A 20,146-nucleotide genomic window follows, 5' to 3' on the forward strand; every position below is an offset into this window, starting at 1 on the left:
ATTTATTCGACCTCAGTTGCATATGGCATAGCACTGTCCGCATGATTGAGAACAGGCCCTAGTAACGGAGATATTTCTGTCATCGATACTTACCCGCGCGCGCCTGTCTATGCCGGCTTCGGTGCAGGCCGCCCAGAGCACGTCGCGCAGCATCCGGCCCGAGCCGGCCGATGCCTGCGCCGTCGAGTGACCAACTGGTTCCATCCTTTCTATTAACCTGTATAAAAACCATGGAAAACACCGCGCTTGGCATCTCCGAAATCAGGAAGAGACTACCGCACCGCTATCCGTTCCTGATGATAGACCGCGTCCTGGAGCGCAACCGGAATGAAGTGGTCGCGCTGAAGAACATCACCATCAACGAACCCTACTTCCAGGGCCATTTTCCCGCCGAGCCTATCGTGCCCGGCGTGCTGATCGGCGAAGCCATGGCCCAGGCTGCGGCGTTCATCGGCGAACCCGGCGCCGAAGGTGCTGAATCGATGGGCGGCAAAGCCTTCCTGATCGGCATGAACCTGAAAATTGAAAAGCCGGTGGTGCCGGGCGACCAACTGGTGATCAAGGCGCGCCTGATCAAGCGGCTCGGCAAGCTGATAAAGATCTTCGCCCACGCCACCGTCGGCAAGACGGTGGTGGCGACGGCTGAGATCACCGTGGCGATGATATGAACGTTCTGCGCCTCCGCACCAGTCCGGCGCGCCACATGCTGCAGACTCTGACGGCCGCCGCTCTGTCGCTCGTGTTGGGCACGGCTGCCGCCGCCAGCTTGGCCGATGTACGCAGCGCATTCAACGGGCTGCGGGACGGCAAGTCCAGCCCCGATGTTGCCGTGGCCATCGTCGAGGACTATCTCGCCGACAACTCCGGCTCGCCGCTGGCCATCGCATACATGGGTAGCGTGCGCACGATACAGGGCGCGAAGGCGACCACACCCTGGAAGAGACTAGCTTACATCGACAAGGGCTTCAGCCTGCTCGACCGGGCGGTGGCCATGCTGGCGGCTTCTGCGCCGCGCGTGCCCGACCCCGTCGCGGTTGAAGTCCTTCTGGTCAGCGGTATTACCAATGCCTCGGTGCCGAAGCTGTTCAAGCGCCGGGCAGCGGCGCAGGCAAACTTGGAAAGCCTGCTCACGCGCCCGGACTTCGAACAGCTCGACGGTCACAGCAAGGCCCTCGTCTACGCTTGGCTGGCGGTGCTGACGAGTGCGGCGCAGCCGCTGAAGGGCGCGATATATCTTGCCCACGCTCGCCGCCTGAACCAGCAGCTTGCCGAAGACATCTGGAGCAAGCGGTAAGGTTCCTGCCCAACCGAGACCATGTACATACCCGCCCAAACCATCAGCATTCCGAACAGCAGCGCACCCGCTCGCGAGTCCGGCGCTCACGACAGTCATGGCATTGACGTGGTAGCCGCCAATGTGCACATCCACCGGATGGACATCGACAAGCTGTTGCGCGCCCGCATAAAGCTGCAAAAGCCCGGCGTGCTCTGGCTGACCGGACTGTCCGGCGCCGGCAAGTCGACTATCGCCAACCTGCTGGAGCGGCGGCTGCACGCGCGCGGATGCCATACCTACTTGCTGGACGGCGATAACGTGCGCCACGGTATCAACAGAGACCTCGGCTTCAGCGATGCCGACCGGGTCGAGAACATGCGGCGCGTGGCCGAGATCGCGAAGCTGATGGTGGATGCTGGTTTGATCGTAATTACCGCCTTCATCTCGCCGTTCCGCGCCGAGCGCGCGCTGGCGCGCGGGCTTTTCGAAGCGGGCGAATTTACCGAGGTATTTATCGACACGCCCCTGGGCGTGGCCGAACAGCGGGACCCGAAGGGGCTTTACCGCAGGGCGAGGAACGGATATATCCCCAACTTTACCGGCATCGGCTCCCGCTATGAGGCGCCGGAGTCGCCGGAAATCGCGATCGACACCGTCGCGCTGGACGCTGGCCGGGCCGCCGCACTGCTGGAGGCCTGGCTGGAGAACAAGGGCATCCTACCGTCGTCAGCATTTTCTGCCAGTAGAACGCCTTTTGAGTAAAACAAAAACCACGCCCTGAACTTCGAGATCACTCATTTGAAGCAGTGGAACATTGGCTCATCCAGCAAAAGCATGCAAAGCGCACAGGGCTGGGGCGCGCTTGACAAAGGCATCACCCCGAAAGGCTTCGACCGCTTCAGAAGCGTTGTTGCCCAGACAAAGAAGTTCTAGGTCGGTCTTGAGGTATTGCCCCACCAAGGACAGGTCAGCCTAGCTGCTGAAATAGTAGGGCAACCGCTTGATGATGAAGTCGGTCATGAACGGTGTCGCCTGGTGAGTGAAACCGCAGAGGATGTTTATGCCGTTGATTCAGGAAAAATGCGAGGAAGCCATCAAGTCAAGGACTCAGATATTTCTGAATCAGTCTTCCTGAGTCCGTGACTCCTACCCCACGATCAATATTGACTGAAGAAAACTCGGCGGATTGCCGCCTCGCGGCGGTCGCTCATTGTGAGTCGAGCAGCATCGGCCAGTCGGCGCCGTTTTCGGCGACGGGCGACATTTCCTGATGCGGAATGCAACGCATGTCGCGACCGTCCGGCGCTTCCACACAGAGAGACAGCAGATGGTCGCTGGTCGGCTGGTACAGCCGAAAATGCCATCGTGGTCCGGGCGAGAGGGCCGGCGGAAAAACCGCCGCTATGCGCCCTTCGTAGAGAGCAAAACGCACGCTGCGCAGCGCGGTCGGCAGGGTTGCGCCGACCGCCTTCACATAGGCTTCCTTCAGGGTCCAGTACCTGCAGAACACGGCCGGGCGCATGCTGTGTGGCTCCGCCATGATAGCCGTGCATTCGTCTTCGTCAAAGAAGCGGCCCAGTGATTGCGCACTGAAGCACCGCGTCTTCACCCGTTCCACATCTACGCCGATCCTGCGGTTTTGGGCGACGCCGAGGACGATCGCTCCTGCCGTGTGGGAGATGCTGAACTCGATCAATCCGGCATTGGCATGCTGGCCCGCCAGAGCGGGCTTGCCGGACGCGGAAGCGCTAAAAACCAGTTCGGTCGGATCGAGTCCGGCACATTGCGCGACGGCGGTGCGCAGTAGCGCCCGGGCGATCACGTACTGGCGGCGCGCCGAGGCTGCAAGATAGCCGACTTCCCTGCGACGCTCTTCGTCATTCAGGATGGCGCAGCGGTAGTGGTCGACGAGGCTGTCGGCGATCCGCTCGTGATCGAATATCGCCCAGAGGTGCACGTCCTCTGGCTCAATCGTGATCATGGGCGGCCGAAGCTCCCGGAGCTTGTCGCATCCCACGTTACGCAGCCTTGGCCGGACAATGGCTCGGTCCAAGGTCGAGCAGCCATTCCTTACCGTGAAACGTCTCTGGGGCTTTTCCAAAGCGCGTTTTCGCGGTTTGGCGCAGAATGCCAACAGCACCTTCGCGATGCTGGCCGTGCTCAACGTCAGTAAATGGGAACGCCCTCTGACGGGAGAGGTGCGTCCGACATGAGCGGGATGAGAGGAAATCCCCTGCATCCTGGGTCGGAAAAGGCCAACTATCCAATGAAAATGGCATTTCCGTCACAATTCCGTCTCATTTTCAGTTCGTCGCCATTTTTTGCGACGGCTTATTCAGCAGATTAAATAAATTTCAGTGCAGGCTAAATGCGGAACGCAAGTTAAGGCGCGAAGCGCCGGCCGGAATTAAAATTTGCTTCGGGGTCCGCCGCGTACAGGAACTGAGTTCGTAGAGTCCTACAGCACTTCCGCCGCGTGATCGGCCAGGCGCGAGCGTTCGCCGCGCTGCAGCGTGACGTGGCCGGAATGCGCCCAGCCCTTGAAGCGATCCACCACGTAGGTGAGGCCTGAACTGCCCTCGGTCAGGTAGGGCGTGTCGATCTGGGCGATGTTGCCCAGGCAGACCACCTTGGTGCCGGGGCCGGCGCGGGTGATCAGGGTTTTCATCTGCTTCGGCGTCAGGTTCTGCGCTTCGTCGATGATCAGGAACTTGTTCATGAAGGTGCGGCCGCGCATGAAGTTGAGCGACTTGATCTTGATCCGGCTGCGGATCAGGTCCATGGTCGCGGCACGTCCCCAGTCGCCGCCGTAGGTGCCGGCACTGCCGCCCGGTCCGGCGGGCGCCTCGGCCGGCTTGTTGAGCACGTCGAGGTTGTCTTCCAGCGCGCCCATCCACGGCGTCATTTTTTCTTCTTCCGTGCCCGGCAGGAAGCCGATGTCCTCGCCGACCGGAATCGTGACGCGGGTGATGATGATTTCGGCGAAGAGCTTGGTCTCCAGCGTCTGCGTCAGCGCTGCGGCTAGCGTCAGCAGGGTCTTGCCGGTGCCGGCCTGACCCAGCAGGGTGACGAAATCGATGTCCGGATTCATCAGCAGGTTGAGCGCGAAGTTCTGTTCGCGGTTGCGCGCGGTGATGCCCCAGACTGCGTTCTTGGCGTGGCTGTAGTCGATCAGGGTTTCGAGTTCCGCCGTCTTGCCAGCGCCAACTCTTACCCAGGCCTGCAGGGGTTGCGGGCCTTCCTGCCAGACGAACTCATTGACCAGCATCTCCGGGCACAGCGGTCCCTTGATGCGGTAATAGGTGCGGCTGTCCTTCTTCCATGATTCGAGCCCCTTGCCGTGACTGTCCCAGAAATTCGCGGGCAGTTCGCGGGTGCCGGTGTAGAGGAGATCGGTATCCTCCAGCACCTTGTCGTTGAAGTAATCCTGCGCTTCGAGGCCCAGCGCGCGGGCCTTGATGCGCATGTTGATGTCCTTGGAGACCAGGATGACCGGACGCTTGGGAAACTTCTGGCCCAGATGCATGACCACGCCGATGATCTGGTTGTCGGCCTTGGCGGTCGGCAGCGAAATCGGCAGGATGCCGTTGATGGCTTCGGTCTGGAAAAACAGGTGGCCGGTCGCCAGTTTCCGCGAGGGACCGCTGAGGTCGATGCCGTGAGCCATGTGGTGCTCGGCGCCAGTGACGATCTCGTCCATCAGACGGCTGGCCTGGCGCGCATTGCGCGCGACTTCCGACATGCCCTTCTTGTTGGCGTCGAGTTCCTCCAGGGTCATCATCGGCACGTAGATGTCGTGCTCCTCGAAGCGAAACAGGCTCAAGGGGTCGTGCATCAGCACATTGGTGTCGAGCACGAACAGCTTGGTGGCAGGGGTCGTTGGAGTCTTGGCGCGCTTGGCGTTCATGAAAGCCTCGGGGCAGGGGAGGGGGCCAGCTCAAGATAGCCAGCCGCCCTGTTGGGAAAGAGCGAGGGAACGGCCCGAAACCGGGCGCTGTTCCCGATTACAGCTTGCGCACGGCCTCGAGGACAGTGGCGGCGTTGCCGTCGGCCTTGGTCGCGCGCCATTCCTGGCGCAGGCAGCCGTTGGCGTCGATGAGGAAGGTGCTGCGCTCGATGCCGAGTACCTTCTTGCCGTAGAGCATCTTGTTCTTGACCACGTCGAACATGCGGCAGAGCACGCCTTCGATGTCGGAAATCAGTTCGAAGGGCAGCCCCAGCTTGGCCTTGAAGCTTTCGTGCGACTTCAGTGCATCGCGCGAGACGCCGACCACGACACAGCCGGCCTTGACGAACTCGTCGTGCAAATCGCGAAACTGCTGCGCCTGTGTGGTGCAGCCCGGCGTATTGTCCTTGGGATAAAAGTACAGCACCAGCGGCTTGCCCTGAAACGCGGACAGGGTGAATTCGCCGCCGGTCGCGGGCACCGTGAAATCGGGAACACGCAGCCCGACCGCAGAGGGGGCGGGGGGATTGGATTTGAAAGTTTCGGTCATGCAGCTTCCTTCCATGTTGACAGAAATTCCTCGCCCTGCAGCATCAGCTTGCCGGCGCGGCCCGGGATTTCACCGCGGACCATTTCGTGGCGAGGCAGCAGCGCCGGGTCGAGCGCGTCGCGCATCTTGCCCAGCGATACCAGTTCGTAGCCCTGTTCGCGCCAGCCTGTCAGCAGGCGTTCCAGGGTGTCGCCGAACTTGAGTCCTTCCAGTTCGGCGTGCAGCGTGAATACGTGATCCTTGACGTTTTGCGCCGTGAGGCGCAACAGGGACAGGTGTACGTTGTCCGGCGTGAGGTCGTCAGTGCCGACCAGCTCGTCCAGCGTCGGCAGCGTCGTCGGCAATTGCGGGCAGGCGACGATCTCGCCGTTCCACACCGGGACGAAGGGATGCGTGCCACGGCAGTCGGAGGCCCAGCGGTAGCCCAGGCGCTGGGTCAGGCGCAGCGCGTGCGCGTTCATCTGCCAGCCGGCGGCACCGTGGCCGGGGGCTTCGCTGCCGAATATCTCGGCATAGCGCTGGTGCGCCCGCCGCATTTCGGCTTCGGTCCAGGCGGATCCGGCCTTTTCCACGCCATCCTGCCATTTGACGTGATCCCAGCAGTGGATCGCCGTTTCGAAGCCGGCGTCGCGCGTGGCGCGCATGATGTCGGCGCCGTGGCGGCCGATGTCGGGGCCCGGCAGCAGCGTGCCGTACATCAGGGTCTTGACACCGTAATGGGAAATCACCGAAGTGCGCTGGACCTTCTTCATGAAGCCAGGGCGAAACGCGCGTTTGATGGCGCGGCCGGTGTGATCGGGGCCGAGCGAGAACAGGAAGCTCGCATCGGCGCGCTGGCGACGCAGGATCTGCACCAGTCGCGGCACCCCTTGCTGGGTGCCGCGCCAGGTGTCGACATCGATTTTCAGTGCGAGCTTCATCCTGCCCTCGACGGGCCGTCCCTAGAGGGCAGGCGCCCCCCCGTGGGGGGCAGCGAGCGTTATGCGAGCGTGGGGGGCCATACTGGAAGCTCAATCCATCAGCTTGCGTGCTTCGGCCACATCGTTGCGATAGGCCTCGAAAATGCTGCGTAGGGCGGACTCGAAGCTGACCTTGGGTTCCCAGTCCAGATCGGCCATGGTGTTGCTGATCTTCGGTACGCGGTGCTGGGTGTCCTGGTAGCCCTTGCCGTAATACTCGCCGGAGGTAGTTTCGAGCACCTGCACCTGGGCGACGCTGGCTGCATATTCCGGGTACTGTTTGGCAAGGTCGAGCATCAGGGTGGCAAGTTCGCGGATCGAGTAGTTGTTCTTCGGATTGCCGATGTTGTAAATCTTGCCGCTGGCAACGCCGTCCTTGTTCTCGATGATCTTCATCAGCGCATCGATGCCGTCCGAGACATAGGTGAAGGAGCGCTTCTGGGCGCCGCCGTCGACCAGCTTGATCGGCTCGCCGCGCACGATGTGGCCGAGGAACTGGGTGATCACGCGCGAACTGCCTTCCTTCGGCGTATGGATCGAGTCGAGGCCCGGGCCGATCCAGTTGAAGGGGCGGAACAGGGTGTATTCGAGGCCTTCCTGCTGGCCGTAGGCGTGGATCACGCGGTCCATCATCTGCTTGGCGCAGGAGTAGATCCAGCGCGGCTTGTTGATCGGACCCAGCACCAGGTTGGAGTTTTCCGGATCGAATTCCGGGTCCTGGCTCATGCCATAGACCTCGGAGGTGGACGGGAAAATCACGCGCTTCTTGTACTTGACCGCCTGGCGGACGATGGGCAGGTTGGCTTCGAAGTCGAGTTCGAAGACGCGCAGCGGTTCCTTGACGTAGGTGGCCGGGGTGGCGATGGCCACCAGCGGCAGGATCACGTCGCATTTCTTGACGTGGTACTCGATCCACTCCTTGTTGATCATGATGTCGCCTTCGAAGAAATGAAAGCGGGGGTTCTGCATCAACTCGGTGACGCGCTCTGAGTTCATGTCCATGCCATAAACTTCCCAGTCCGTGGTGTCCATGATGCGCTGGGAAAGGTGGTGGCCGATGAAGCCGTTGACGCCGAGGATGAGTATCTTTTTCATGACAGGGAGAGTGTCGGGGTTCCAAAAATTGCGTTGATCTGGTTGTCCGCTGAAAAAGCGCCCAGCGGCGAACCTGCCAATTCTACCGCGAGCAGGCGCAAAAGCCCTCCGTCACCGCATTCGGCATATAGATGCCCATTGCGTATGAACAGGGTCGGACGGCCACTGTAGGGACCTTTTTCGCCGCTCGGATGCAGCGAGCGCAGCACCTGGAGGCGGCCCTGGGCGGTATCCGAAAATGCGCCCGGATAAGGCGGCGCGACGGCGCGGATCAGGTTGTGCACCGCGGCGGCCGGCTGGGTCCAGTCGATGCGGCCGTCCTCGGCACGGCGCCCGCCGAAGTAGCTGCCGGCAGCGAGGTCCTGCGCCTTGGCGACCGCACGACCGGCCAGGAGGTCGGGCAGTACGCCATCCAGGGCCATTTCGGCGGCCAGCGTGACCTTGTTGAAGACCTCGAATGCCGTGTCGTCGGGCAGGATGGGCACCGCCTGCTGCGCGACTATGCCGCCGGCGTCGGGCTTTTCCACCATCTGGTGCAAAGTGGCCCCGGTTTCCCGTTCGCCGTGGATGATCGCCCAGTTCACCGGCACGCGGCCGCGATACCTGGGCAGCAGCGAGCCGTGCATGTTGTATGCGCCGGATTTCGGCAGCGCCAGCAGCGGCGCTTTCAGCATCAGCCGATAGTAGAAGGAGAACAGGAAATCGGGCTGCAGCGACGCCAGTTCGGCGACCAGCGCGGGATCGTTCGGGTCCTCCGGCGTAATGACCGGAATGCCGTGGCGCGCGGCGAGTTCGGCGACGCTGTCGAACCAGATGGTCTCGGCCGGATTATCCGTGTGCGTGACCACGCGCAGCACATCGACGCCATGCGCCAGTAGCACGGACAGGCAGCGCACGCCCACGTTGTGGTAGGCAAATACGATCGCCTTGCTCATGAGGGAGTCTGGTCGCCGCTTTCCAGGATCGCCTCGATCAGGTAGCGCGGCCGGTGGCGTACCTGCTGGTAGATGCGGCCGATGTATTCGCCGAGCAGGCCGATGCCGAACAGGGCCAGGCCGATCAGGAAGAACATCAGCGCGAACAGGGTGAACAGGCCTTCCGCCTCCGGGCCGATGATCAGGCGGCGCACGATCAGCAACACGAACAGCGCGGCCGAGCCGAGCGAGACCGCGATGCCGAGCATGGAAAACCATTGCAGCGGGACCAGCGAAAAGCCCGTCATCAGGTCGAAATTGAGGCGGATCAGGCTGTAGAGCGAATACTTGGATTCGCCGGCGGCGCGCTCCTCGTGCTCGACCACGACTTCGGCCGGGTTGCGGGCGAAGCTGTAGGCCAGGGCCGGGATGAAGGTGGCGACTTCCTTGCAACTGTTGATGGCATTCACCACGCCGCGCGAATAGGCGCGCAGCATGTTGCCCTGGTCGGTGATCCTGATGCGGGTGATCTTTTCGCGCAGGCGGTTCATGGCTTTCGAGGCCCAGGTGCGGAACAGGCTGTCCTGGCGCTTGCGGCGGATGCTGCCGACATAGTCGTGGCCTTCGCGCATTTTCGCGATCAGCTTGCCGATCTCCTCGGGCGGGTTCTGCAGGTCGGCGTCCAGGGTGAGGACGATCTCGCCGCGGCAATGTTCGAAGCCGGCCATGATCGCCATGTGCTGGCCGGCATTGGCGCCGAGCAGGATGACGCGGGTGACCTCGGGTCGCGTCTCGAACTGCTGGCGCAGGATCGCCGCCGAGCGGTCGCGGCTGCCGTCATTGACGAAGACGACTTCATAGGTCTCACCGAGGGTGTCGAGGGCCGGATAGAGGCGCTCGAACAAGTGGCCGAGCCCGGCTTCCTCGTTATAGACCGGGATGACGATGGAGACTGCGGGGATGGTCATGGTGTTCGCTCGGCCTACATGGCGTCCAGTTCGAGCACCGCGACGCTGATGTGGCGGCCGAAGTGCTGGTCGAAGCCTTCCCATCGGGTATAGGCGGCTACGGCTGCCTTCACGGTGTTCTTCATTTCGTAATCCTGCTTGCCGGCGTCGTATTCGCGTTTGACGGTTCCCAGCAGCGCGGCCAGGTAGCCGCGGTAGGCGCCGACGATTTCGCGGCCGCCGGTCTTGCCGTGGCCGGGGACGAAGACCTTGACGGGGATCGCCAGGGCGCGCTCGCAGGCGGCGATGCTGCCCTGGAAAGTGCCGTCGTCCATCTGGCCGAAGCGGCCGTTCAACACATTGTCGCCGAGGAAAACCAGGGACTCGCTGGCCACCTCGATCATGATGTCGGTCCTGGAATGGGCTTTCTCCGGCGCGTGGATGCGGAACTCGATGCCGCCGGCGCTGAAGGTCTGGCTTTCGACGACGGCGATGGTCGGGATCAGGGCGCGGGTGCCGCGCGTGAAGCCCTGCGTCAGCCGGTCCATGATGTCGAGCCAGCGGGTGGCCGCGCCGCCCGTGGCGGCGCGGATCATCTCCGGGTGGGCCATGATCTGCGCCTGCGGATAGGCATCGTGGATCGCCTGGTTGCCGAGCCAGTGGTCGCCATGGACATGGGTGTTGAGCACGTGGGTGACCGGCTTGGCGGTGATCTTGCGGATCTGGCGCAGCACCATGCGGCCGGCCTGCTCGCTGGAACCCGGGTCGATCACCACCACGCCGTCCTTGGTCACGACGAAGGCCGGGTTGTTCATGAAGCCCTGGTTCTCGACCGTGGGATCGGCCAGCGGGCCGTGGATCACCCAGGTATGCGGTGCAACCTGAGCCGCAGCGTAGTCGCGCAACTCGGCGGCCGAGGCTGCCAGGGGCAGCATGAAAAACAGCATTACAAGGCGCAGCAGGGCGGTCATGTGGGATGAGTCTCCGTCAGTGGCATTGCGGCAGGATGTGCTTGACCGCGACGCAGACGCGATCCACGTCGGCATCGGTCATGGCCGGAAACAGCGGCAGGGTGATGGTGCGGCGCCCGATATCTTCGGCATGCGGAAAGTCGCCGTCCTTGAAGCCGAGTTTCCGGTAAAGGCTGAACAGGTGCAGGGCCGGATAGTGCACGCCGACACCGATGCCCAGTTCCTTCATGCGCGCAATGAACTGGCCGCGGTCGACGGCGGCCGGCAGCAGCGGTTGGAACATGTGCCAGTTGCAATTCCCGAAGTCGGCCGGCGGCAGTTGCAGGCCCAGGGCCGGGTCGAGAAGCTCGAAATAGCGGCGCGCCAGCTCGCGGCGGCGGGCGCTGAAGGCGGCCAGGTGCTTCATCTGGCCCAGCCCGATGGTGGCGGCGATGTCGGTCAGGTTGAACTTGCCGCCCAGCACATCGACGTCCATGCCGCCGTCGGGGAAACGCCGCACGCCCTGCAGGCGCAGCCGTTCGCAGAGGCCGGGGTCGATGTCGGCCGGCAGCACCAGGGCGCCGCCCTCGGAGGTGGTCAGGTTCTTGTTGGCGTGGAAGCTGAAGGAGACGAAGTCGCTGCCGTTGCCGAACGACGCGCCAATGGGCTGGCCCTGCCACGAGGCGCCGAAGGACTGCGCGGCATCCTCGATCACGCGGAGATTGTGCTTGCCGGCGATGGCATGGAGCCGCTGGCGATCGACCGGCAGCCCGGCCAGATCGACCGGGATGACGGCCTTGGTCTGCGGCGTGATGGCGGCTTCCAGCAAGTCGAGATCGATGTTGCGGGTCACCGGGTCGACATCGACGAACACCGGCGTGGCGCCGACTTCGAGAATCACGTTGGCAGTGGCGACCCAGGTCAGCGGGGTGGTGATCACCGTGTCGCCAGCGCCAACTCTTGCCAGGCGCAGCGCGACTTCCAAGGTGGCCGTACCCGAGTTGAAGGCGCGCACCGGGCGGCCGCCGCAATAGTCGGACAGCGCCGCCTCGAAGGCCTGCACCTTGGGGCCACTGGTGATCCAGCCCGAGCGCAGAACCTTGGCCACTTCGGCGATGGTTTCCTCGTCGATCGAGGGCCGGGTAAACGGCAAAAAAGGCAGGCTCACGACCTTGCCACCAGGAACACGCCGACCACGATGAAGCCGATGCCGAGCAGCTTCTGCGCCGCGAGCGCTTCGCCGAACCAGTGCCAGGCGACGAAGGCATTGATTACGTAGCCGATCGACAGCATCGGATAGGCGATCGACACGGGGACGCGCGACAGCGCCATGATCCAGACCACCAGGCTCACCGCATAGCAGGCCATGCCGGTCATGATGTAGGGCTGGAAGGCCAGCTTGAGGCCGATCGGCAGGATGTTGTCGGCATGGAACTCGAAATGCCCGACCACGTTGGTGCCGGCTTTCAGCAGCAGTTGCGCGGCGGCGTTGAGCAGCACGCCGGCGAGGATCAGGGAAAAGCTGACGGCGTTCATGGCTTGGCTCCGGTGCAGGGCCGCCCCAAGCCGGGGCCGTTGTTCGACACGGACGACGCGCCGCCCGCGGCGGAACAATCGTCACCCCCGCCCTCGGGGCGGGGGTTGGGGGGTGGGCTCTTGCGCACGATGACACGGCGGGTGTCGCGGATGACGACGATCATGGGTAGCCCTTTCTTTTGCATTTCCTGCCACATCCCCGGCGTCATCAAGGCCCAGGCGACAGGTGCAGCGTTCCACGCGCGCTCGAAGCCGGCGACGTCGGCTATGAACTTGTGCGGTTCCTGCGCAATGCCGAAGCCCAGTTCGTCGCGATAAGCCACCATGGTGGTAGTGCGCTTGAGATAGAACTGCAGGGTCTGGTCGTAGGTGTCTACGCTGAAGAAGGGGGCGTCGGGCTGTACCTGCGGGCGGATCGCCGTGGCCACGTCGTGGGCGGAGTGCACCGAGCCGAGCGTGTCGTGACCGAGCAGGAAGCCCTGGCCGAAGGCGAAGCCGCCGAAGGCCAGGGCGAACACGGCGCCCACGCTACGCCCCTGGCGTCCCAGCCAGAAAGCCAGCAGGCCGCCGAGCAGCAGGGCCGCCGATCCCCCATACAGCCAAGGTTGATAGGCTTCGTAGAGCGCCACCGGCACCTTCTCGCTGGCGAAGCGGGTGACGAAAGGCACCAGGAACAGGCAGGCCGCGCCGACAATGATGGCCGGCACGGCGTGCCATTCGATGCGGCGCGAGGCGGCATAGCCGGCAAGATGCACGCCGATCAGGGCGGCGAGTGCCGGAAAGATCGGCAGGATGTAGGACGCCAGCTTGGAGCTGGAGACCGAGAAGAAGACAAACACCAGCACCGCCCACACCAGCAGGAAGCGGCGCGGCTGGAACCGGCGGCCCGCTTCGCGCCGGCTGCCCGCAGCCAGTCCCTGCGCCAGGCTGCCCAGCCACGGCAGCATGCCGACCAGCAGGATCGGGATGAAATACCAGATCGGCTGATAGCGGCCGTGGGCCTTGGTCAGGAAACGCTGGAAATGCTCGTGGATGAAGAAGAAGTGGGCGAACTCGGGATTGGCCCATGACACCGCGATGAACCAGGGCGCGGTGATCGCCAGCAGGATCAGCAGGCCGCGCAGCGGGCGAATGCGCCGGATGAAGCCCCAGTCCCGCTGCCACAGGCTGTAGACCACCACGGTGGCGGCCGGCAGTACCAGCCCGATCAGGCCCTTGGAGAGCACCGCCAGCGCCAGCAGGACCCAGGCGGCGTCCTGCCAGCGCCGACTTTCACGCGAATCGCCGCGCAAATCCGACTCGTCGCGCTGTCCCAGGCACAGCGCGAACACCGCGGCGGCGAGGAAGAAGCTGACGCCCATGTCCAGCGTATTGACATGACCGATGACATTCCACAGCACGCTGCCGGCCAGCACCGCCCCGGCGATCAGACCGGCCTGGAGGCCGAACAGCCGCGCCGTGGCGAAGGCGGTAAACAGCACGCCGAGGAATCCGGTCAGCGCCGGCCACAGGCGCGCGGTCCAGTGGTGCTCGCCAAATATCGTGAAGGCTGTCGCCGTGGCCCAGTACTGCAGCGCCGGCTTCTCGAAATACTTGATGCCGTTGAGGCGCGGCGTCAGCCAGTCGCCGCTGGCCACCATCTCGCGCGGAATCTCGGAATAACGGCCTTCGTCGGGATTGATCAGGCGGCGGTGCTCCAGCGTGCCGAACCAGACCAGCACGAAAGCCAGCAGCAGCGCCAGCAGCGGCCCGCGCCGCAGTTCGCGCAGTTGAGCTAGCTCGCGCATTCGATGATCAGTGCCGCGGCGACATCACGTCCTTCGGCCATCAGGATATTGTAGGTGCGGCAAGCGGCATGGCTGTCCATCACTTCGACGCCCATGCGCCGCTCGATCAGCGAGCGCAGCAGGACCGGGGCGGGGAAACGCTGGCGCGGCCCGGTGCCGAGCAGCACGATCGGGCAGTCGAGCTCGGCTACGGCTTGCAGGTCGGATTCGGTCAGGCTGTCGAAGGACGCCGGCGGCCAGTCCTCGATCAGGCGCTGCGGCGTCAGCAGGAAGCTTCTTGTCAGGCGGCGGCCATTCACGGCGATGTGCTCGGCATCGTAGGCGGTGATCGCAAGCAGGCCGGCGGTGACAGGGGAATGCAGCTTCATTCGGGACGGCGATTTTGACAGCTGGGTTGGCAAAAGACCACAAGGCGGGCGGGCAGGGACGGGCAGGCTGAAAGCCGCATCAAATCTGGATTTGCGGTGCAGCATGGGCTTCGGTAACATTATACATTTTAGTTCCGGCATAACGTCTGCTTGCGCGTACATTAGCCTTCGCTGAAACAACGTTAGCGCCGCTTTCATCGCCCCCTCGAAAGGATGGTTGCTCATGCAGCCCGTGAATAAATCCGCCAAACTCAACAACGTCTGCTATGACATTCGCGGCCCCGTGCTGGCCCGCGCCAAGCAGATGGAGGAGGAAGGCCACAAGATCATCAAGCTGAACATCGGCAATCTCGCCGCGTTCGGCTTCGATTCGCCCGAAGAAATCCAGCAGGACATGATCCGCAACCTGCCCAACGCCGCCGGCTACGTCGATTCCAAGGGCATATTCTCGGCGCGCAAGGCGGTGATGCACTACACCCAGCAGAAGCACATCAAGGGCGTCACGATCGAGGACATCTACATCGGCAACGGGGTTTCCGAGCTTATCGTCATGGCCATGAATGCCCTGCTCGATACCGGCGATGAAGTCCTGCTGCCCGCTCCCGACTATCCGCTATGGACCGCCGCAGTGAGCCTTTCCGGCGGAACGCCACGCCACTATCTGTGCGACGAGGGCGCCGGCTGGCTGCCCGACCTGGCCGACATCCGCGCCAAGATCACGCCCAACACGCGGGCGATCGTCATCATCAACCCCAACAATCCGACCGGGGCGGTGTACCCGGATGAGGTGCTGAAGGAGATAGTCGAGATCGCCCGGCAGAACGACCTGATCATCTATGCCGACGAGGTCTACGACAAGGTGCTCTACGACGGCGTGACCCACACCTCGGTCGCCGCCTTGTCGGAGGACGTGCTGACCATTACCTTCAACGGCTTGTCGAAGAACTACCGTTCCTGCGGCTATCGCTCGGGCTGGATGATCGTCTCGGGCGAAAAGAAGCATGCACGCGACTACATCGAAGGCCTCGACATGCTGGCCTCGATGCGCCTGTGCGCCAATGTGCCGGGCCAGTGGGGCATCCAGACCGCATTGGGTGGCTACCAGAGCATCGACGACCTGGTGGCGCCGGGCGGCCGCCTGTGCAAGCAGCGCGATGTGGCCCACGAACTGATCAATGCGATTCCCGGCGTCAGCTGCGTCAAACCCAAGGCGACGCTATACATGTTCCCGCGCCTCGATCCGAAGCTCTACCCGATCACCGACGACCAGGAGTTCATCGCCGAGCTGCTGCAGGCGGAAAAGGTCCTGCTGGTGCAGGGCACCGGCTTCAACTGGCCGCATCCCGATCACTTCCGCCTGGTCTTCCTGCCGCACGAGGACGATCTGCGCGAGGCCATCGGCCGCATCGCACGCTTCCTCGACGGCTACCGCAAGCGCTATGCCGGCTGAGTTGGCTGCCGGATCGGCGGCGGGGCTGGCGCTGGTCGAGGTCACCGGCGAAGGCGGCGAAATCCTGGCGCCCGAATGGCTGGCACGGGCCGAGCCGGTGCATCGCCAGTTGCGCGAGCGCCTGCCGGCGGACTATGCCGGACGCCTGGCGGCGGTCTTCGCCAATGGCGCGCGCATGAGCCTGGCGGCGCAAGGCGAGGCGGTGCGCGGCGTCGCCGTCTGGCGCCTGGTCGAAAATACCTACGAGGGCCGCCGGCTGTATATCGACGATCTGGTCACCGATGCCGCTCACCGTTCGCAGGGCGTCGGCAAATTCCTCGTGGCGCAGTTGGAGGCCCGTGCCCGCGCCCTCGGCTGCGACGTGTTGACGCTGGATTCCGGCACCCAGCGCAGCGCCGCCCATCGCTTTTATTTTCGCGAAGGCTTCGTCATTCCCAGTTTCTGCTTCAGGAAAACACTCTAATGAAACCAATCAACGTAGGACTGCTCGGCATCGGCACCGTCGGTGGCGGAACCTTTACCGTCCTGGCACGCAACGAAGCGGAGATCACGCGCCGCGCCGGGCGTCCGATCCGCATCACCAAGGTGGCGGACAAGAACCTGGAACTGGCACGGCAAGTCACCGCCGGCCGCGCGCAAGTGACCGACGACGCTTTCTCGGTGGTCACCGATCCCGAGATCGACATTGTCATCGAACTGATCGGCGGCTATGGCATCGCCAAGGACCTGGTGCTCGCCGCCATCGCCAACGGCAAGCACGTGGTGACGGCCAACAAGGCGCTGCTGGCGGTACATGGCAACGAAATCTTCGCCGCCGCGCACGCGAAGGGCGTCATGGTGGCCTTCGAGGCAGCGGTGGCGGGCGGCATCCCGATCATCAAGGCGCTGCGCGAAGGCCTCACCGCCAACCGCATCCAGTGGATCGCCGGCATCATCAACGGCACCACCAACTTCATCCTGTCCGAGATGCGCGACAAGGGCCTGCCCTTCGACGCCGTGCTGAAGGAAGCGCAGCGCCTGGGCTATGCCGAGGCCGACCCGACCTTCGACATCGAGGGCGTCGACGCCGCGCACAAGATCACTATCCTTTCGGCGCTGGCCTTCGGCATCCCGATGCAGTTCGACAAGGCGTACATCGAGGGCATCAGCGGCCTCGATGCCGATGACATCAAATACGCCGAGCAGCTGGGCTATCGCATCAAGCTGCTGGGCATCACGCGCCGCCGCCAGATGGACGGGAAGGCGGGCGTCGAACTGCGCGTGCACCCGACGCTGATTCCGAGCAAGCGCCTGATCGCCAACGTCGAAGGCGCGATGAATGCCGTCCTGGTCCAGGGCGACGCGGTCGGCGCCACGCTGTATTACGGCAAGGGCGCCGGCGCCGAACCGACGGCATCGGCCGTGATCGCCGACCTGGTCGATGTTACCCGCCTGCATACCTCGGACCCCGAGCATCGCGTGCCGCACCTGGCCTTTCAGCCCGATGCGATGGAAGACACGCCGATCCTGCCCATGTCCGAGGTCGAAACCAGCTATTACCTGCGCCTGCGTGTGGAGGACAAGCCCGGTGTGCTGGCCGACATCACGCGCATCCTGGCCGACCAGCAGATTTCCACCGCCGCCATGATCCAGCGCGAGCCGGGCGAGGGCGAATCGCAGACCGACATCATCATGCTGACCCACATCACGCGCGAGAAGAACATCGATGCGGCGATTGCGAAAATCGAAGCGCTGCCAGTGGTGAAGAAGAAAGTGATCCGTCTGCGCATGGAAGAACTGGGATAATCTTCATTATGGCCGGCACCACTACATTGATCGATTTGACCTTGTTGCACCTTATGCCTGCGGTGCCGGCAGGCACACGCGTGATCGTGTTCGGGTCGCAGGCGAGGGGCGATGCGGACAGTGGCAGTGATATCGACTTGCTGGTAGTCGAGCCGGAGGTCAGCAGCCGGGCGGATGAGATGGTGCGCTTGTCAAATCTGCTGGGACGCCACCTGATACCTGCCGATGTGGTGGTGATCAGCCGCGAGCAATACGAGCGTCAATGCGAGATTCCGAATACGCTTGCCTGGCGGGCAAAGCGGGATGGTCGGGAATATGAACTCGCCCATTGATTTCGCCCGTGCCTTGCTCGGCAAGGCGCGCGACGACGGATATGTCCTGAAAACATTGGCCGTGGATGCCGCCGCTCCCGACTGGATCTTGGGATTTCACGCGCAACAGGCGATAGAGAAAGCGCTGAAGGCCGTGCTGGCGCGGCAGGGTGTCGAGTATCCACGCACCCACAATCTGGCCATGCTGTTGGAGCTTTTGCGGCGCCAGAAACTGGATATGCCGCCAGACACGGACGAACTGGGCCGCCTGACTCCGTTCGGCGTCGCATTGCGCTATGACGAGATGGATTACGAGAGCGAACCTGTGCTCGACCGCGAATGGACATTGCAGGCAGTCAGCCGGACGATAAATTGGGCCGTTGCGATGGTGCAATGAATTTGGAAGTTTGTGGCCTGTCCCAACGCTGCTGGAAGAACATAATGAATCAAAGGAGCCAATCAAAGCGGCCAGGCTCGAATTGAATTCGCGCATTCGTAACAGCAAGCAGTGTGTGACGTACCTGGATTGATACACGACGTGCATCGCCGTCCCGCCAGCGTCAACTTTTGCTTGTTCCCGATAACATTCCGATCACCAATTTCGATCCAGTTCCACTGACCATTCTCCTTCCGACATGAAATACATCTCCACCCGCGGCGGCGCAGAGCCGCAAGAATTCTGCGACATCCTGCTCGGCGGCCTGGCGCCCGACGGCGGGCTTTACTTGCCTGAAGCCTATCCCCAGGTGGCCGGACAACTCGATGAATGGCGCGGGCTGTCCTATGCCGAGCTGGCGTTCCGCGTCCTCGGCCTGTTCATCACCGACATCCCGGCCGCGGACCTCAAGGCGATTTGCGACAAGACCTATACGGCGCAGACCTATCGCTGGAGCCGAGATTCGGCCAAGGCGCAGGACATCGTGCCGCTGACCTCGCTGGAGCCCGATTTCCACTTGCTGGAACTGTCCAACGGGCCGACGCTGGCCTTCAAGGACATGGCCATGCAGTTGCTCGGCAACCTGTTCGAGTACGTGCTCGACCGGCGCAATGAAACCATCAACATCCTCGGCGCGACTTCGGGCGATACCGGCTCGGCGGCGGAATACGCGATGCGCGGCAAGCACGGCGTCAAGGTGTTCATGCTTTCGCCCGAAGGACGGATGAGCGCCTTCCAGCGCGCGCAGATGTATTCGCTGCAGGACGCGAACATTTTCAACATCGCCGTACGCGGCATGTTCGACGACGCCCAGGACATCGTCAAGGCCGTGTCGAACGATGCCGGGTTCAAGGCGAAATACAAGATCGGCGCGGTGAATTCGATCAACTGGGCGCGCGTCGCGGCCCAGGTCGTGTATTACTTCAAGGGCTATTTCGAGGCGACCCGGTCAAACAGTGAGCAGGTGGCGTTCTGCGTGCCCTCGGGCAATTTCGGCAACATTTGCGCCGGCCACATTGCGCGCATGATGGGCCTGCCCATCGCGCGCCTGGTGCTGGCCACCAACGAGAACGACGTGCTCGACGAGTTCTTCAAGAGCGGCGTGTATCGGCCGCGCGCCACGGCGGAAACCCATGTGACATCGAGTCCATCGATGGACATTTCCAAGGCCTCGAATTTCGAGCGCTTCATTTTCGATCTGGTCGGCCGCGATGCGGCGATGGTGCGCAAGTTATGGCGCGAGGTCGATGCCGGCGGCAGTTTCAGTCTCGCCGGCGGCCCCTTCGCCGCGCGCCTGCCGGGCTATGGCATCGTTTCCGGCAGCAGCTCACATGCGGATCGATTGGCGACGATACGCGATGTCTGGCAGCGTTACGGGCAGATGATCGACACGCACACGGCGGACGGCGTCAAGGTGGCACGGGAGCAGCGGGTCGCCGGTGTGCCGATGATCGTGCTGGAAACGGCCCAGCCGGTGAAGTTTGCCGAGACGATACAGGAGGCGCTCGGCCGCGATCCGGCGCGGCCGGTGGAACTGGAAGGTATCGAGAATTTGCCGCAGAGGGTCGAGGTGGTCGACGCGGCCTTGGATCAGGTAAAGAACATCATAGTCCGCCACTGCTAGAGCAAGACCCGCGGCCGATTCCAGGGAACTGGCGCGGGTGCTGCGGCGGACCGGGCGCTACAAGTAGATGACCGCCGGAAACACGGTCACGGCAAGTACCAGGATCAGCCATTCCATGTTGTAGCGCGCCAGCATTCCGGTGAAATGCATGACCAGCACGACGATGGCGATGATGTAGTAGAGGATGAAGAGCATTGTTTTTCTCCGTGGGC

At 63.2% G+C, this 20,146-nt stretch carries 22 protein-coding genes and 1 pseudogene; 10 read left to right on the forward strand and 13 right to left on the reverse strand.

All coding sequences use genetic code 11. The annotated features are described in order from the left end of the window. Window positions 1-230 precede the first annotated feature (230 nt). The 3 genes from fabZ to cysC are packed head-to-tail and all read left to right on the forward strand — an operon-like array spanning window position 231 to window position 2,038. Window positions 231-668, forward strand: coding sequence for a 3-hydroxyacyl-ACP dehydratase FabZ (fabZ, locus tag RMO95_RS16645; RefSeq protein WP_310451775.1), 438 nt, complete (start codon window positions 231-233; stop codon window positions 666-668). Beyond that, a complete protein-coding gene (locus RMO95_RS16650) occupies window positions 665-1,294 on the forward strand; it encodes a hypothetical protein (RefSeq protein ID WP_310451776.1) in 630 nt (209 codons plus the stop codon). The genes fabZ and RMO95_RS16650 overlap by 4 nt, the downstream gene beginning before the upstream one ends. Window positions 1,295-1,315: 21 nt before the next feature. Next, entirely contained in the window at window positions 1,316-2,038 is a 723-nt protein-coding gene (cysC, locus tag RMO95_RS16655) for an adenylyl-sulfate kinase (RefSeq protein ID WP_409574971.1), read from the forward strand. A 445-nt stretch (window positions 2,039-2,483) separates the two neighbouring features. On the opposite strand, the gene RMO95_RS16660 is transcribed toward cysC, so the two are convergent. Beyond that, complete coding sequence (locus tag RMO95_RS16660) at window positions 2,484-3,257, reverse strand: 4'-phosphopantetheinyl transferase family protein (protein ID WP_310451777.1); 774 nt, start codon at window positions 3,255-3,257, stop codon at window positions 2,484-2,486. A 52-nt stretch (window positions 3,258-3,309) separates the two neighbouring features. Here RMO95_RS16660 and RMO95_RS16665 point away from each other — a divergent pair. Beyond that, window positions 3,310-3,489: pseudogene (locus RMO95_RS16665) on the forward strand (IS5/IS1182 family transposase); the annotation flags it as partial. A 245-nt stretch (window positions 3,490-3,734) separates the two neighbouring features. On the opposite strand, the gene RMO95_RS16670 reads toward RMO95_RS16665, so the two are convergent. From RMO95_RS16670 to RMO95_RS16720, 11 genes are all read right to left on the reverse strand, one after another. Then, window positions 3,735-5,183: a PhoH family protein gene (locus tag RMO95_RS16670; protein ID WP_310451778.1), complete on the reverse strand. Its 1,449-nt coding sequence runs from the start codon at window positions 5,181-5,183 to the stop codon at window positions 3,735-3,737. Between the two features lie 97 nt (window positions 5,184-5,280). Continuing rightward, the gene (locus RMO95_RS16675) at window positions 5,281-5,772 is read right to left on the reverse strand and encodes a peroxiredoxin (protein WP_310451779.1); all 492 of its coding nucleotides are present in this window, start codon (window positions 5,770-5,772) and stop codon (window positions 5,281-5,283) included. Next, entirely contained in the window at window positions 5,769-6,692 is a 924-nt protein-coding gene (locus RMO95_RS16680) for a polysaccharide deacetylase family protein (protein WP_310451780.1), read from the reverse strand. Before RMO95_RS16680 ends, RMO95_RS16675 begins: the two co-directional genes overlap by 4 nt. 90 nt (window positions 6,693-6,782) lie before the next feature. After that, window positions 6,783-7,826, reverse strand: a complete 1,044-nt coding sequence (locus tag RMO95_RS16685) for a bifunctional UDP-4-keto-pentose/UDP-xylose synthase (RefSeq protein ID WP_310451781.1) — start codon at window positions 7,824-7,826, stop codon at window positions 6,783-6,785. Then, on the reverse strand, window positions 7,823-8,761 hold the full coding sequence (locus tag RMO95_RS16690; RefSeq protein ID WP_310451782.1) for a formyltransferase: 939 nt from the start codon (window positions 8,759-8,761) through the stop codon (window positions 7,823-7,825). Before RMO95_RS16690 ends, RMO95_RS16685 begins: the two co-directional genes overlap by 4 nt. Next, window positions 8,758-9,708, reverse strand: a complete 951-nt coding sequence (locus RMO95_RS16695; RefSeq protein ID WP_310451783.1) for a glycosyltransferase — start codon at window positions 9,706-9,708, stop codon at window positions 8,758-8,760. The genes RMO95_RS16690 and RMO95_RS16695 overlap by 4 nt, the downstream gene beginning before the upstream one ends. A 14-nt stretch (window positions 9,709-9,722) precedes the next feature. Next, complete coding sequence (locus RMO95_RS16700) at window positions 9,723-10,658, reverse strand: MBL fold metallo-hydrolase (RefSeq protein ID WP_310451784.1); 936 nt, start codon at window positions 10,656-10,658, stop codon at window positions 9,723-9,725. Window positions 10,659-10,674: 16 nt separating this feature from the next. Then, complete coding sequence (locus RMO95_RS16705; protein WP_310451785.1) at window positions 10,675-11,805, reverse strand: DegT/DnrJ/EryC1/StrS aminotransferase family protein; 1,131 nt, start codon at window positions 11,803-11,805, stop codon at window positions 10,675-10,677. Beyond that, window positions 11,802-12,173: an SMR family transporter gene (locus tag RMO95_RS16710; RefSeq protein ID WP_310451786.1), complete on the reverse strand. Its 372-nt coding sequence runs from the start codon at window positions 12,171-12,173 to the stop codon at window positions 11,802-11,804. The genes RMO95_RS16705 and RMO95_RS16710 overlap by 4 nt, the downstream gene beginning before the upstream one ends. Continuing rightward, on the reverse strand, window positions 12,170-13,960 hold the full coding sequence (locus RMO95_RS16715) for a glycosyltransferase family 39 protein (RefSeq protein ID WP_310451787.1): 1,791 nt from the start codon (window positions 13,958-13,960) through the stop codon (window positions 12,170-12,172). Before RMO95_RS16715 ends, RMO95_RS16710 begins: the two co-directional genes overlap by 4 nt. After that, window positions 13,948-14,328, reverse strand: coding sequence for an Mth938-like domain-containing protein (locus RMO95_RS16720; RefSeq protein WP_310451788.1), 381 nt, complete (start codon window positions 14,326-14,328; stop codon window positions 13,948-13,950). The genes RMO95_RS16715 and RMO95_RS16720 overlap by 13 nt, the downstream gene beginning before the upstream one ends. A 223-nt stretch (window positions 14,329-14,551) precedes the next feature. Between RMO95_RS16720 and RMO95_RS16725 the strand changes: the two genes are divergently transcribed. From RMO95_RS16725 to thrC, 6 genes are all read left to right on the forward strand, one after another. Beyond that, entirely contained in the window at window positions 14,552-15,778 is a 1,227-nt protein-coding gene (locus tag RMO95_RS16725; RefSeq protein WP_310451789.1) for a pyridoxal phosphate-dependent aminotransferase, read from the forward strand. Continuing rightward, window positions 15,768-16,241 carry a GNAT family N-acetyltransferase gene (locus RMO95_RS16730; protein WP_310451790.1) on the forward strand — a complete coding sequence of 158 codons (474 nt, stop codon included), beginning with the start codon at window positions 15,768-15,770 and terminating at the stop codon, window positions 16,239-16,241. The genes RMO95_RS16725 and RMO95_RS16730 overlap by 11 nt, the downstream gene beginning before the upstream one ends. After that, window positions 16,241-17,563: a homoserine dehydrogenase gene (locus RMO95_RS16735; protein WP_310451791.1), complete on the forward strand. Its 1,323-nt coding sequence runs from the start codon at window positions 16,241-16,243 to the stop codon at window positions 17,561-17,563. Before RMO95_RS16730 ends, RMO95_RS16735 begins: the two co-directional genes overlap by 1 nt. 8 nt (window positions 17,564-17,571) lie before the next feature. Further along, window positions 17,572-17,895 carry a nucleotidyltransferase domain-containing protein gene (locus tag RMO95_RS16740; RefSeq protein WP_310451792.1) on the forward strand — a complete coding sequence of 108 codons (324 nt, stop codon included), beginning with the start codon at window positions 17,572-17,574 and terminating at the stop codon, window positions 17,893-17,895. Beyond that, window positions 17,879-18,271, forward strand: a complete 393-nt coding sequence (locus RMO95_RS16745) for a HEPN domain-containing protein (RefSeq protein ID WP_310451793.1) — start codon at window positions 17,879-17,881, stop codon at window positions 18,269-18,271. Before RMO95_RS16740 ends, RMO95_RS16745 begins: the two co-directional genes overlap by 17 nt. 238 nt (window positions 18,272-18,509) lie before the next feature. Then, entirely contained in the window at window positions 18,510-19,934 is a 1,425-nt protein-coding gene (gene thrC, locus RMO95_RS16750; protein ID WP_310451794.1) for a threonine synthase, read from the forward strand. A 57-nt stretch (window positions 19,935-19,991) separates the two neighbouring features. Here the strand turns inward: thrC and RMO95_RS16755 are convergent, their stop codons facing one another. Continuing rightward, window positions 19,992-20,129 carry a hypothetical protein gene (locus RMO95_RS16755; protein WP_310451795.1) on the reverse strand — a complete coding sequence of 46 codons (138 nt, stop codon included), beginning with the start codon at window positions 20,127-20,129 and terminating at the stop codon, window positions 19,992-19,994. Between the last annotated feature and the right edge of the window lie 17 nt (window positions 20,130-20,146).

Origin of the sequence: Sulfuritalea sp. (assembly GCF_031426875.1) — a bacterium.
GTDB lineage: Bacteria > Pseudomonadota > Gammaproteobacteria > Burkholderiales > Rhodocyclaceae > Sulfuritalea.